The 14,269-nt window shown below is 64.3% G+C and carries 10 protein-coding genes; 8 read left to right on the top strand and 2 right to left on the bottom strand.

The window, feature by feature from the left end; translation table 11 throughout:
* Positions 1 to 43: 43 nt before the first annotated feature.
* Positions 44 to 1,429, bottom strand: a complete 1,386-nt coding sequence (locus tag AC1MEK_RS26925; protein ID WP_480399294.1) for a methyl-accepting chemotaxis protein — start codon at positions 1,427 to 1,429, stop codon at positions 44 to 46.
* 214 nt (positions 1,430 to 1,643) lie between these two features.
* On the opposite strand from AC1MEK_RS26925, the gene AC1MEK_RS26920 reads away from it, so the two are divergent.
* The 4 genes from AC1MEK_RS26920 (at position 1,644) to tcuC (ending at position 6,784) form a co-directional block, all read left to right on the top strand.
* Complete coding sequence (locus AC1MEK_RS26920; protein ID WP_480399293.1) at positions 1,644 to 2,573, top strand: LysR family transcriptional regulator; 930 nt, start codon at positions 1,644 to 1,646, stop codon at positions 2,571 to 2,573.
* A 261-nt stretch (positions 2,574 to 2,834) separates the two neighbouring features.
* Positions 2,835 to 4,289, top strand: coding sequence for an FAD-dependent tricarballylate dehydrogenase TcuA (tcuA, locus tag AC1MEK_RS26915; protein ID WP_480399292.1), 1,455 nt, complete (start codon positions 2,835 to 2,837; stop codon positions 4,287 to 4,289).
* Positions 4,276 to 5,433, top strand: a complete 1,158-nt coding sequence (gene tcuB, locus AC1MEK_RS26910; protein WP_480399291.1) for a tricarballylate utilization 4Fe-4S protein TcuB — start codon at positions 4,276 to 4,278, stop codon at positions 5,431 to 5,433. The genes tcuA and tcuB overlap by 14 nt, the downstream gene beginning before the upstream one ends.
* A 46-nt stretch (positions 5,434 to 5,479) precedes the next feature.
* A complete protein-coding gene (gene tcuC / locus AC1MEK_RS26905) occupies positions 5,480 to 6,784 on the top strand; it encodes a tricarballylate/proton symporter TcuC (protein WP_480399290.1) in 1,305 nt (434 codons plus the stop codon).
* 1,112 nt (positions 6,785 to 7,896) lie between these two features.
* On the opposite strand, the gene AC1MEK_RS26900 is transcribed toward tcuC, so the two are convergent.
* Positions 7,897 to 8,451, bottom strand: coding sequence for an RNA polymerase sigma factor (locus AC1MEK_RS26900; protein WP_480399289.1), 555 nt, complete (start codon positions 8,449 to 8,451; stop codon positions 7,897 to 7,899).
* A gap of 244 nt (positions 8,452 to 8,695) precedes the next feature.
* On the opposite strand from AC1MEK_RS26900, the gene sctW reads away from it, so the two are divergent.
* Genes sctW through AC1MEK_RS26880 form a run of 4 tightly spaced genes read left to right on the top strand, consistent with a single transcriptional unit; the run spans position 8,696 to position 14,264 of the window.
* Entirely contained in the window at positions 8,696 to 9,817 is a 1,122-nt protein-coding gene (gene sctW / locus AC1MEK_RS26895; RefSeq protein WP_480399288.1) for a type III secretion system gatekeeper subunit SctW, read from the top strand.
* Positions 9,817 to 11,928 (top strand): type III secretion system export apparatus subunit SctV, encoded by a 2,112-nt coding sequence (gene sctV / locus AC1MEK_RS26890; RefSeq protein ID WP_480399287.1) that lies wholly within the window; start codon positions 9,817 to 9,819, stop codon positions 11,926 to 11,928. Before sctW ends, sctV begins: the two co-directional genes overlap by 1 nt.
* Before the next feature lie 36 nt (positions 11,929 to 11,964).
* Positions 11,965 to 12,918 carry a type III secretion system inner membrane ring subunit SctD gene (gene sctD, locus AC1MEK_RS26885; RefSeq protein WP_480399286.1) on the top strand — a complete coding sequence of 318 codons (954 nt, stop codon included), beginning with the start codon at positions 11,965 to 11,967 and terminating at the stop codon, positions 12,916 to 12,918.
* Positions 12,915 to 14,264, top strand: coding sequence for a FliI/YscN family ATPase (locus AC1MEK_RS26880; RefSeq protein ID WP_480399285.1), 1,350 nt, complete (start codon positions 12,915 to 12,917; stop codon positions 14,262 to 14,264). Before sctD ends, AC1MEK_RS26880 begins: the two co-directional genes overlap by 4 nt.
* Positions 14,265 to 14,269: the final 5 nt, after the last annotated feature.

Below are 14,269 nucleotides of genomic sequence, written 5' to 3'. Positions count from 1 at the left end.
CCACGCTTTCAGAATGTATGTCTGATAAGAATGTCTTTGCGAATCACAACAACGCCGACAACCGCACATCCGCTGCCAACACACGGCTCAACTGACCATTGCCGGCAAAGATCGGCACCGACACGGTGATGCAGAAATCATCGGTCGCCGAGGATCGATACACCGGCGTGATGTGGCTCGCGGACTGTTCGGCCACCGCCCGAAACCACGGCCGCTGCGACCAGTTGCGCCCCCGGCAGCTCGGCCCTTTGGCGCCGCCTTCCAACCCGATGTTTTCGCTGATCTGCACGCCATTGCGATCGACCATGTAGAACAGCTCGAAACGCTGATCACGCTGCAGCGTCTCGCCCATGAAGCGCTCGGCCGTCGACACATCGCCATGCATCGCCGCCTCGCTGGCCAGGCGCTCGACACTGGCCTGAATGGTCTTGTGCATCTGCAGGCCAAAGCCACCCAGCCCGTCGAGCAGACGATCACCACTGACGCGCACGGCATCGCTGTGGGTCAGCACCTGCCCGGCGTTGCCCAGCAGCTCGGCGGCGACACCGGCGATGTTCTGCACATCGCGATTGATCGCATGCACGGCGATACCAATGTGCTCGGTGCCCGAAGCAATATGGCCGACCCGCTGATCCAGCTGGTCCATCGCCGCCTGAGTGCCGAGCAAATCCTCGCCCATGCGCGTCATGCCCGCACGGCCGTCAGCCACCGCCGCGTGCATCACCTTGCCTGCTGCGCCGAGCTGGTCCATGTCGGCGCGGAAACGCTCGATAATCAGGCTGACCCGCCCGGTGGACTCAGTGGTGTGCCCGGCCAGGCGCCGAACCTCGTCGGCCACCACCGCGAAGCCGCGACCGTGCTCGCCGGCCCGCGCTGCTTCGATGGCCGCGTTCAGGGCCAGCAGGTTGGTCTGCTGCGAGATGCTGGCAATCACGCCCAGCACCTGACTGACTTCTTCCAGTTGCCCGAACAGTTGCCCGATCACTTTGTCCAGGGTTTCTTCGCTGGCACCGATGGCGTTGACCTGATCGAGCACCTGGGAGCCGGTCTGCTGGCACTGGCGCAGGGTCAGCGCCACTTCGCTGGAGAGCTTGGCGACTTCGGCGGCGCCGGGCACCAGTTCGCTGTCCAGCGAGGTACTGACCTGTTCGCTGGCACTGGCGATCAGCTCCGAGGCCTGCGCCAGGGTCTGGCCGCTGTGTTCGGTGGCGCGGGCGATTCGCGCAAGCTCCGGTGCGTGGGCGGCGATATCCACCGACGCGGCCAAGCTTTCGCCCAAGCGTTGATGCAGGGTCTGGGTAAAGCCGTTCAGGCGCGCATTGAACGGCGACGGCCCGGACAGTTGCACGGTCAGATCGAGGCGATCGAACAGCAGGTTGAGCAGGTCATCGTCTTGCACCCGGTGTTTGTTGGCGCGCAGTGAAAACATTCGGCAGCTCCTTCGCAATGTGCGACTGACATTGCAAGCACAGTGCCACCATTGAACAGCCCCGATCTGCGCGCTCGTACCAACGTCCTCTGCACCTTTTGCGAGATCCAGCGCCATGGGCATACCCTTTTGGTGCATGGCGCAGGCCAGTGGTGTGCAGCCAGGCGTGTACACTGCGCCGGTCTTGCCTGTTTACCCTTTCTGGAGCCCTGCCATGGAACTGCGCCAGCTTCGCTACTTCGTGAAAATCGTCGAACTCGGCAGCCTCGGCCGTGCGGCGCTGGAGCTGGACGTCGGCGTTTCGGCCCTGAGCCAGCAGATCGGCAAGCTGGAGAGCGAGTTATGCACGCGGCTGCTCAACCGCACCAGCACCGGCGTTACGCCCACCAGCGCAGGCAGTGCGTTTCTGCACCACGCGCAACTGACCCTGCGCCAGGCCGACAACGCCATTCTTGCCGCCCACCGTGCGCGCATGAGCGGTTACGTCACCGTAGGCCTGCCGCCGACCACCGCCACGGTGCTGGCGCTGCCCTTGATCGACGCGATGCGCGAGCGTTACCCGGACATCCAGCTGCATCTGGTGGAAATGCTCTCCGGGCACCTGGCCGCACAGCTCAATGCGCGGCAGATCGACCTGGCGATCCTGTTTCAGCTCGAAGGCGGCAAACGCTGGAGCGTGACGCCGTTGCTGGACGAAAAGCTGTTCGTCATCGCCGCGCCTGGTCTGCCCGACGCGCCGACCGGCGAGAGCGTGCACCTGGCCGATCTCGGGCATCTTCCACTGGTCGCCCCCAGCGCCCAGCACGGCCTGCGCTCGACCCTGATGACCGCCTTCGAGCGGGCCGGCGTGGTGCCGAACGTGATCATGGAGGTCGACGGTTTGGCGGTGTTGATGAACGCCGTGCGCGCCGGCCACGCCGCGACCATCCAGCCCGGCGCGGCGGCGGCGCTCAAGGGCGAGTCGGGGCTGTCGCTGGTGCAGATCGCCGACAGCCACGTCGGCCGGCGCAACCTGCTGGCGACCCTGGCCGAGGATGAACTCTCCCCCGCCGCGCTGGCGACCCGGGTGGTGATCACCGACGTGGCGCGACGGCTGGTCAGCAGCGGGCAATGGCCGGGGGCGAGCTGGATCGGCGAGGCTTGAAGTTCGCAGACGCCACAATCTGCTTCTGGCCGAAGGCCGTGGGAGCCGGCTTGCTGGCGAATGGGATGTGCCATTCAAAATCGCTTTGCCTGATACTCCGCATTCGCCAGCAAGCCGGCGCCCACAGGATTGATACGCGTACCTTCCCCCTTTAGCAAAACTGAACACCCCACACCGAATCCGGTCTTTCGGCCCCTGCCCCGTTTTTCCTACTGTGCCCACTCGCCCGCTGCCCTGACGGCGGGCGCCGGAGGAGAAACGATGATCGATGTTCTAGTCATAGGTGGCGGCAATGCCGCACTGTGCGCCGCGCTGATGGCCCGGGAAGCCGGGGCCAGCGTGATGCTGCTCGAAGGCTCGCCCAAGGTCTGGCGCGGCGGCAATTCCCAGCACACGCGCAACCTGCGCTGCATGCACGACGCCCCGCAAGACGTACTGGTGGACGCCTACCCCGAAGAAGAATACTGGCAGGACCTGCTCAAGGTAACGGGCGGGCTGACCAACGAAAAACTCGCGCGCATCGCCATTCGCGCTTCATCCTCGTGCCGCGACTGGATGCGCGCCCACGGCGTGCACTTCCAGCCGCCGCTGTCCGGTGCGCTGCACGTGGCGCGCACCAACGCCTTCTTCATGGGCGGCGGCAAGGCGCTGGTCAATGCCTATTTCCGCAGCGCCGAGCGCCTGGGCGTGAAGATCCGCTACAACGCCCAGGTCAGCGACATTGAGCTTGCCGACGGCAAATTCGTCGCCGCGCACCTGGCCGAGCGCGAGGTCGACGGCCTGCGCTACCCCGCCGAACGCATCCAGGCCCGCAGCTGTGTGCTGGCCGCCGGCGGTTTCGAGTCCAACCGGGAATGGCTGCGCGAAGCCTGGGGCCAGAACGAGCGCGGCGAGTGGCCGTCGGACAATTTCCTGATCCGCGGCACGCGCTTCAACACCGGCGTGCTGCTCAAGCGCATGATCAATCTGGGCGCCGACGTGATCGGCGACCCGACGCAGGCGCACATGGTCGCCATCGACGCCCGCGCGCCGCTGTACGACGGCGGCATCTGCACCCGCATCGACTGTGTGTCGCTGGGGGTGGTGGTCAACCGTGACGGCGAGCGCTTCTACGACGAAGGCGAGGATTTCTGGCCCAAGCGCTATGCGATCTGGGGTCGACTGGTGGCCGGGCAACCGGGGCAACAGGCGTACTCGATCATCGATCAACAGGCCATCGGCCGCTTCATGCCGCCGGTGTTTCCGGGCACCCGCGCAGACACCCTGGCGGAACTGGCACGCAAGCTGGGCCTCCCCGAAGCCACCTTCGTCGAGACCGTCGAGCGCTACAACAACGCCTGCCGCGTCGGCACCTTCGACCACACGGCGCTGGACGATTGCCACACCCAAGGCCTGACCCCGGCCAAGACCCACTGGGCGCGGCCGCTGGTCAAGCCGCCATTCTATGCCTACCCGCTCAAGCCCGGTGTGACCTTCACCTACCTGGGCCTGGCCACCGATGAAACCGCGGCCGTGCACTTCAACGGCAAGCCCAGCCCGAACCTGTTCGTGGCCGGGGAAATGATGGCCGGCAACGTCCTGGGCAAGGGTTACACCGCCGGGATCGGCATGGCCATCGGCACCGCCTTTGGCCGCATTGCCGGCGTTCAGGCCGCCGCCTCGGCGGGTTTCGCCCCCTCTACTGTGAATTCGGAAGTGCAGCATGCAACTGTTTGATCCCCAATCGCCTGGCGAACTGATCCCGGTGCTGAACCTGGATGAAAGCGAAGTCCAGCGGCAGATGACCATCTGCAACGCCTGCCGCTACTGCGAAGGCTTTTGCGCGGTGTTCCCGGCCATGACCCGGCGCCTGGAATTCGCTCAGGCCGACATCCATTACCTGGCCAACCTGTGCCACAACTGCGGCGCCTGCCTGCACGCCTGCCAGTACGCCCCGCCCCACGAGTTCGCGGTCAATGTGCCCAAGGCCATGGCCAAGGTGCGCCTGGAAACCTACGCCGAGTACGCCTGGCCCAAGCCACTGGGCAAGCTGTACCAGCGCAACGGCCTGACCCTGGCACTGGCCAGCGGCGCGGGGCTGGCGCTGTTCCTGTGCCTGACGCTGCTGGTGATGGGCAACCTGACCACCGCCATCGCCGGTGGCAATTTCTACGGCATCTTCCCGCACAACACCCTGGCGCTGATGTTCGGTGCGGTGTTCGGCTTTGCCGTGCTGGCACTGGGGATCGGCGTTCGACGCTTCTGGCGCGAGGTCACTCCGGGCGATGCATCGGCCGCGCTGAAAACCTCGGCGGCACTGGAGGCCACCGCCAACGTCGCCCAGCTCAAGTACCTGGACGGCGGCCACGGCCAGGGCTGCAACAACGCCGATGACCGCTTCACCCTGCTGCGCCGGCGCTTCCACCACCTGACCTTCTACGGCTTCATGCTGTGCTTCGCGGCCACCGGCGTCGCCACGCTGTATCACTTCCTGCTGAACTGGCACGCGCCCTACCCGGTGTTCAGCCTGCCAGTGTTGCTGGGCATTGCCGGTGGCATCGGCCTGCTGATCGGCCCGGCCGGCCTGCTGTGGCTGAACCTCAAGCGCAACCCGGAGCACGGCGACAGCCAGCAGAAACCCATGGATTGCGGCTTCATCGCCCTGCTGCTGGCGGTCAGCGCCAGCGGCCTTGCGTTGCTGGCCCTGCGCGAGACGGCCTGGCTGGGCCTGATGCTGGCCACTCACCTGGGTTTCGTCATGGCGTTCTTCCTGACCATGCCTTACAGCAAGTTCGCCCACGGGATCTTCCGCAGCGCGGCCTTGCTCAAGTTTTCCATCGAAAAGCGTTTACCCAACCCGATCAATGCCGGCAGCGATTGATCGCACCCTCTCTAATTCCAATAACAAGACCGAGCACACCCAAGCCATGATGAACTCCACACCCGCCTCGACAGGGGCAAAACTGGCCGCGATCCTGCGCGTGACCAGCGGCAACTTCCTCGAACAGTTCGACTTCTTTCTGTTCGGTTTCTACGCCACCTACATCGCCCAGACCTTCTTCCCGGCCACCAGCGAATTCGCCTCGCTGATGATGACCTTCGCGGTCTTCGGCTCGGGCTTTCTCATGCGCCCGCTGGGCGCCATCGTGCTGGGCGCCTACATCGACAAGGTCGGGCGGCGCAAAGGCCTGATCGTCACCCTGTCGATCATGGCCAGCGGCACCGTGCTCATCGCCCTGGTGCCGGGTTACGCCAGCATCGGCCTGGCCGCGCCCGTGCTGGTGCTGCTCGGGCGCCTGCTGCAGGGCTTTTCGGCTGGCGCGGAACTGGGCGGCGTGTCGGTGTACCTGGCGGAAATCGCCACACCCGGACGCACCGGTTTCTACACCAGCTGGCAATCGGCGAGCCAACAGATCGCGATCATCCTCGCTGCCGCGCTGGGCTATGGCATCAACGCTTGGCTGGGCGCCAGCGAAATCGCCGACTGGGGCTGGCGCATCCCGTTTTTCGTCGGTTGCGTGATCATCCCGTTCATCTTCGTGATCCGTCGCTCGTTACAGGAAACCGAGGCGTTCAAGGCGCGCCGTCATCACCCGAGCGCCGGCGAAGTGTTCCGTTCGATGCGTGACAACTGGCGCACCGTGCTGGCCGGCGGGCTGCTGGCGTCGATGACCACCACCACCTTCTACCTGATCACCGTGTACACCCCGACCTTCGGCAAATCGGTGCTGCACCTGAGCACCACCGACAGCCTGATCGTGACCCTGTTCGTGGGCCTGACCAACTTCATCTGGCTGCCGATCGGCGGGGCGATTTCCGACCGCATCGGTCGGCGTCCCTTGCTGCTGGGCATTTCGCTGTTGTGCATCCTCACGGCGTATCCGGCGATGCATTGGCTGGCACTGGCGCCGAGTTTCGAGCGTCTGTTGACGGTGCTGCTGTACTTCTCGTTTTTCTTTGGCATGTACAACGGTGCGATGGTCGCGGCGCTGACCGAGGTCATGCCGCAGAACGTGCGGGTTGTCGGATTTTCCCTGGCGTTCAGCCTGGCCACGGCGATCTTTGGCGGTTTCACTCCGGCGATGTCGACCTATCTGGTGCAGAGCACGGGGGACAAGGCCTCGCCTGCGTACTGGCTGATGTTTGCGGCGGTGTGTGGGTTGTCGGCGACGTTTGTGCTTTATCGGCGGCAGCGCTCGCCTGTGGTCGGATCTTCGCAATTGAGGAACTGATCCGGGATTTTGGTCGCCTGTTCCGGTTCTGCCTTCGGCGGGTTACTTGGAAAAGTCGAATGCCGCCCCCCCCAAGTAACCAAGGTGTCCTGCTCCTGGCTGGGGTCCTCCTTCGTCGAGGTTGCTCACTCCAGCCTCCACCCAAGTCGCGATTTGTGGTGTCTGGGCCATCGCGCATGAAGAGCAAAATCAAAAGCCAGATCAAAGGCGCGTGTCTGGATGTTCGCGATCTGCTTCTGGCCGGAGGCCGTAGGAGCTCGGCTTGCCAGCGATCTGCCGCGCAGCGGCAGCAAAAACATGCAACCTCGTCGTTTCAGACACACCGCATGCACAGGATTTACTGCCGCTTCGCGGCAGATCGCTGGCAAGCCGAGCTCCTACGCCCTCCGGGCAGAATCAAAAGCAGATCGCACAACATCAGCCGTTGCCGTTGCCGTTGCCGTTGCTTTTGATCTTCATGCGCAAAACTCACAAACGCCACAAAACGCGACTTGGGTGCAGGCCGAACGCAGGCGATGTGGAGTGGGTCAAGCGGCAGGATGCCGCGCGAGGCCCCGCTCCATGGACGGCGCCGTGGATGGACCAGCGCGCCCAGCCCACAGAACATCGCCGGAGTGAGGGTACCCCGACGCAGGAGGGGCCCAACCAGGAGCAGGACCCCTTGGTTACTTGGGGGTCCTTTCCAAGTAACTCGACGAAGTCGAAACAGGTCTGACGTTAGGAAGAACGCTCTTGATCTTGATCTTGATCTTGATCTTGATCTTGATCTGGATTTTGATCTGCCGTTCAGCACCTGCCCACCAAGGACGAGCGCTAACGCCCAGCGCAGAGCGCCCCGCCCTCCCCATCATTCCCGTTAATGACGAACATAAAGACGATTGTCTTCAGCTTTTCACCCCCTCGCGTAACATCGCGCCATCACTTGCCCAACCGCCCTTTACCGAACAGGACCATCATCATGACCATCCACCTGATCAACGCCGCCGTTCTCACCGTCGTCACCGTTTTCCTGGTCAACCGCGCTTTCGCCCTGTACGACCTGGTCAACGCCGCCACCGTTTCCGAGCACATCTGAGGCGGCTCCTGCCGCCCCGTTGTTTGACACCGGAACCTCAGGCAAACGGATCCATCTGCCGTTTCAACTGCTCCCGCGCCCGCGACAGCCGCGAACGTACCGTACCGATCGGTACCCCCAGCGACAGCGCCGTTTCCTGATAATTGCCGTCCATCTCCAGCGACACCTCGATCACCCGCTGCATGTTCACCGGCAGCGTGCCGATCGCCCTGACCGCCCGCACCAGTTGCCGATGCCCGTCGACCTCATGGCCGATATCGCCGTGGCTTTCCAGCTCTGAATGGCTGTGGTCCTCCCAGCTTTCCTGATACGGCTGGCGATACATCTTGCGAAAGTGATTGCGGATCAGGTTCAGCGCGATCCCGCACAACCACGTCTGCGGTTTGCTGGCGTGCTGGAACTTGTGTTCGCTGCGCAGCGCTTCCACAAAGGTCGATTGCAGAATGTCGTCGACATCGTCCGGGTTCATCACCCGCTTCTGTATGAACGCTCGAATCATCTTCACCTGGTCACTGGTCAGATGCCGGATACCTTGCGCCTTGGGGTGACGGGTTGCCGGATCGATGTCGAGTATCGCGAGGCTTGGAAACATCAGGGCTCTTCCTTGTTTGGAGTGTATGAGCCCTATAGCGATATGCATGCCAGCCAATAAATACGTATAAATATATGATTTGAAACGGTTTTATTTTTAATCAAAAATCTGTCTGTGCAAGTTCTTGCGCGAACACACTGATTCTCGAACGACTTTTGGCACAGATTTCCGGGTTGTGAGTATTCATGGAACCGCAGGCGCGCAGCGGCCACTCAGAGGCCATGACCCTGCTCAGAATCGACCCATGAAGATCGTCTCGCCCGCTCCTTCGCAAGCGCTGCATACACCGGCCGATGCCGCTGCGCTCAATGCGGCGCGCAATCCGGCGCCCGTCGCCGCGCCGCGCAGCAATGCGCCGAACATCGGCGGGACGAGCCCGTTGCAGGTATCGCGTTTCGCCTCGGCGCTGGTGCAGCAGAGCCGCGGCCTGAACCAGCGTGAGCTGATCGCCAGCAGCAACGCCTTGCAGTCGCGGGCGGCGAAGCTGGGCGAGTTGTATCAGTTGTTGATGGGCAGCCAGGATGCGGGACTGGACGATGCCGCGCGCAATATGCGCAAACAGTTGCAGAAGCAGCGCGCCGCCAGCCTGGCCCAGGTGCTCAGCTATGCCGGCGGCGATCCGGCCAAGGCCCACGTGGTGTTGCAGGCCGCGCGCAAGCAGGCCCAGGCCGACGGCGCCACCGGCGAACACGTAGTGCTGACCCAGCAACTCAAGCTGTTGCGGCGCAAGTACGGCCAGCGCGCCCGCGCCGGGATCAACAGCGCCAAGGCGTTCGCCCCGCCCGGCATCGACAGCAAGCGCCGTGGCGCGCTGCGCAACCTGTATGGCGTGGCGGTTTCCGGGCAGCCGAACATCAGCGGGCTGATCGACGCCCTGCTCAGCGAGCAGGAAGAGCCCGGCCAGTTCGAGACCGACCTGCGCGACATGCGCAGTGCCATCGCCGACGACCTCTCGGCCCTGCAACCCTCCACCTCGCCCCAGCAACTGCGGACCCTGATGCACGGCCTCAACACCGCGCGCACGGTCGCGACCCTGCTACAGAGTTGCGACCACCTGCTGGGCCGCATGCGCAACAAGAACCCCGGCGTGCAGGTCGACTCGGCAGCCTTTCTCAAACACCTGCTGGCGCTCTCGGGCAAGGGCATGAGCCTGAACGAGACCCTGCAACTGACTCAGCACATCGGCGGCGGCAAACTCAAACACCAGTTGGCCTTTCTCAACGGCCTGCGGCCGATGCTGCAGCAACTGCCGATCCTGCTCTGGCGCGACATGAAAAGCCGCCAGACCGCGCTGGGCAACGTGCTCATTCTCATGGCCGAACTGACTCGGCAGGAACAGAACCAGCTTTCGGGGGGCCTTGCCTGATGGACCGCGTCATCGACCTGCTCAACCAACTGGCCCTGGCGGCCATGCGTCGCTCGGAAATCGTCGGTGCCTTCGTGGTCATCGCCATCGTGTTCATGATGATCACGCCGCTGCCCACCGGTCTGGTGGACGTGCTGATCGCGGTGAACATCTGCATCTCTTGCCTGCTGATCATGCTGGCCATGCACCTGCCGCGGCCGCTGGCGTTCTCGACCTTTCCGGCGGTGCTCTTGCTGACCACCATGTTCCGCCTGGCCCTGTCGATCTCCACCACGCGCCTGATCCTGCTCAACCAGGATGCCGGGCACATCGTCGAAGCGTTCGGCCAGTTCGTGGTCGGCGGCAACCTGGCGGTGGGCATGGTGATCTTCCTGATCCTCACCGTGGTCAACTTCCTGGTGATCACCAAGGGCTCGGAGCGGGTCGCCGAAGTCGGTGCGCGCTTCACCCTCGATGCGATGCCCGGCAAGCAGATGTCCATCGACAGCGACCTGCGCGCCAACCTGATCAGCGTGTATGAAGCGCGCAGGCGCCGGGCGGAACTGGGCAAGGAGAGCCAGCTGTTCGGTGCCATGGACGGCGCGATGAAATTCGTCAACGGCGACGCCATCGCTAGCCTGATCATCGTCGCCATCAACATGATCGGCGGCATCGCCATCGGTGTGGTGCAGCACAACATGAGCGCCGGCGACGCCCTGCAGGTCTACACCGTACTGACCATCGGTGACGGCCTGATCGCGCAGATTCCGGCGCTGCTGATCTCGGTCACCTGCGGCATGATCATCACCCGCGTGCCCGACGAAGAACGCGCCGAATCCAACATCGGCCGACAGATCGCCGAGCAGATCACCAGCCAGCCCAAGGCGTGGATCATCGCCGCCGTGGCGATGCTGGGTTTCGCCGCTCTGCCCGGCATGCCGACGGCGGTGTTCATCGTCATCGCGATCATCTGTGGCTGTGGCGGCCTGCTGCAGTTGCACCGGGCCAAACCCAAAGAGGAACAGGCACAAACGGTGGCCGTCGCGCCTGAGAACAATGGCCGCGAAGACCTGCGCACCTTCTCTCCCAGCCGCCAGTTCGTGTTGCAGTTTCACCCCAGCCAGAATGCGGCGCAGATCGAGGCACTGGTCAGCGAGATCCGCCAGCGCCGCAACCGCCTGGTGGTGCAATACGGCCTGACCCTGCCCTCATTCATCATCGAAACCGCCGAACACCTGCAACCGGACGAATTCCGTTTCTCGGTGTACGAGGTGCCGCTGCTCAAGGCCACCTTCACCCAGAGCCACGTCGCGGTGGATGCACGCATGCTCGAAGAGTCTCCGGACAGCGCCGTGTTCGGCAGTACCGAGCGCCAGGAAGGCCAGTGGCTGTGGCTGCCGGCCGATGCCGAACAGTTGCAGGATTTGCAGATGGAACGGGTCGATGCCATGACCCTGATCATCGAGCGCATGGAGCGCGCGCTGCAGTCCTGCGGGCCGCAGTTCATCGGCCTGCAGGAAACCAAGGCGATTCTCGGCTGGCTGGAAAGCGAACAGCCCGAGCTTGCTCAGGAGATGCAGCGGGTGCTGCCGCTGGCGCGCTTCTCGGCCGTACTGCAGCGCCTGGCCTCAGAGTGCGTGCCGCTGCGGGCGATCCGTCTGATCGCCGAAACCCTGATCGAACACGGTCAGCACGAACGCGAGGTGACCGTGCTCGCCGACTACGTGCGCATCGCCCTGAAATCGCAGATCTATCACCAGTATTGCGGCGCCGAGGGCCTGCTGGTATGGGTGCTGACGCCTGAGAGCGAAGGCATTCTGCGCGACGCCCTGCGCCAGACCCAGACCGAAACCTTCTTCGCCCTGGACAACCAGACCAGCCAGTTGCTGGTGCAGCAACTGCACATCGCCTTCCCTGTTCGTGCCGCCGAGCAGGCCGTGCTGCTGGTGGCGCAAGACCTGCGCAGCCCCCTGCGCACGCTGTTGCAGGAAGAGTTCTATCACGTGCCGGTGCTGTCCTTCGCCGAGATCAGCAACGCGGCGCAGGTCAAGGTGCTGGGCCGTTTCGATCTGGAAGAAGACTACGACCTGGAAGAAAGTCCCGATGCCCTCGACAGCGAGGACGCCGCATGAATGCCTGCCTGAACAACCGCCTGTGGAGAGCCCCGCATGTTTGAATTACGCGTACTGAGCGGGCTGCATCAGGGCGCCGCGTTGCCTTTGATCGGCGAACGCTGGGCGATTGGCTCAGACACCGAACAGGACCTGGCGCTGCACGACCCGGGCGTGGCCCAGGCCCACTGCCAGTTGCGTCGCGAAGGTGAACGCTGGCTGCTGGAAGGTACCGAGGGCGATATCCACGATCAGGAAGGCCACCGTCATGAGGCCACCGAGCTGGCACCGGACATGACCTTCGTACTGGGTTCGGTGTGGCTGTGCCTGTCGGCCGCCGAAGATCCCTGGCCGACGCTGCCCGCGGTGATCGCGCCGCCGGTGGCTGAACAGCCTTCGCCTGAACCACAACCGGAGCCTGCGGCCAGCTCGCCGCCGCTGGAAAAGGTCGCCTCACGCTCGCGGCTGCTCAACCGCACCACCGGCATCGTCGTCGGCGTGCTGCTGGGGATCGCTGGCAGCGCCTGGAGCCTGACCCGCAGCAGCACGCCGCAACCTATAGCGGCAGGCATCCCGGCGTCTGCCTCGACCCAAGTGGCAGAACCTGCTCACAAGCGCATTCGTCTGGCCAATGTCGACGACACTCGCCGCCAGCTCAGCACCATGCTCAGCGACCGCCTGCTGAGCAACGTACAGGTGCAGCAAACCCCAGAGGGCATCAAGCTTGCGGGCAACCTCGACGGCGAAGCGCAGCAGGTTTATCAGCGCATGCTGCGCCGTTTCAAGGAACGCTATGACACGCCGGTGCCGCTGATCGACGAGGTCACAGCGTCGAGCAACGGCCTGCCCTTCACCATCGTGCAGATCATGTCCGGGCCCCACGCGCACCTGGTCACGGCGGACGGCCACCGGCTGTACATCGGCGATGAACTGGCCGGGCTGCGCCTGACCCGCATCGACGACAACCGCATCCAGTTCGACGGCGATCGGCATTACGAGGTGAACTGGTGAACGCTGCCCTTGAACAATGGAAAGCCGCCCAGGCCAGGCGCCTCAACGGGTTTTCTGCGGTGCAGGCCAGCGGCCGGGTCAGCGCGGTCAGCGGCATCCTGCTGGAGTGCCAGATTCCGGCGGCCAAGGTGGGTGATCTGTGCGAAGTAAGCAAGGCCGACGGCAGCGGCATGCTCGCGGAAATCGTCGGTTTCACTCGCGATTGCACGCTGCTCAGCGCCCTGGGTACGCCGGACGGGATTCAGGTCGGCGCGCACATTCGCCCGCTGGGCATGGCCCATCGCATCGGCGTCGATGACGGTTTGCTGGGCAGCGTGCTCGACGGTTTCGGCAGGCCGTTGCTGGCGGATTCCCAAGGCGCGTTTGCCGGGCCCGGTGACCGCCGCACCACCCTGCCGGTGATCGCCGACGCACTGCCGCCCACCCAGCGCCCGCGCATCACCAACGCCCTGCCCACCGGTGTGCGGGCCATCGACAGCGCGATTCTGCTGGGCGAAGGCCAGCGGGTCGGCCTGTTCGCCGGTGCCGGCTGCGGCAAGACCACCTTGATGGCGGAACTGGCACGCAACATGGCGTGCGACGTGATCGTGTTCGGCCTGATCGGCGAACGCGGTCGTGAGCTGCGCGAGTTCCTTGACCATGAACTGGACGCCACCTTGCGCAGCCGCTCGGTGCTGGTCTGCGCCACGTCCGACCGCTCCAGCATGGAACGTGCTCGGGCCGCATTCACAGCCACCGCGATCGCCGAGGCCTATCGGGAACGCGGCCTGAAGGTACTGCTGCTGCTCGACTCGCTGACCCGTTTCGCCCGGGCCCAGCGCGAGATCGGCATCGCCGCGGGTGAGCCATTGGGGCGCGGTGGCCTGCCGCCTTCGGTGTACACCCTGCTGCCGCGTCTGGTGGAGCGCGCGGGGATGAGCGAGTCGGGCTCGATCACCGCGCTGTACACGGTGCTGATCGAACAGGACTCGATGAACGACCCGGTGGCCGATGAAGTGCGCTCGCTGCTCGACGGCCACATCGTGCTGTCGCGCAAACTGGCCGAACGCGGGCATTACCCGGCCATCGACGTACAGGCCAGCATCAGCCGGATTCTGAGCAACGTCACCGGGCGCGAGCACCAGCAGGCGAACAATCGATTGCGGCGGCTGATGGCGGCGTACAAACAAGTGGAAATGCTCCTGCGCCTGGGCGAGTACCAGCCCGGCGGCGATCCGGTGACCGATTGCGCGGTGCAATTGAACGAGCCGATCAACGCGTTCTTGCGCCAGGATTTGCGCGAACCGGTGCCGTTGCGGGACACCCTCGAGGCGTTGATGCAGCTCACTGCGCAGTTGCCGGAGTGAGAGAT

Source organism: Pseudomonas sp. 2 (assembly GCF_056627435.1).
This window is presented reverse-complemented; position numbering and strand designations above follow the sequence as displayed.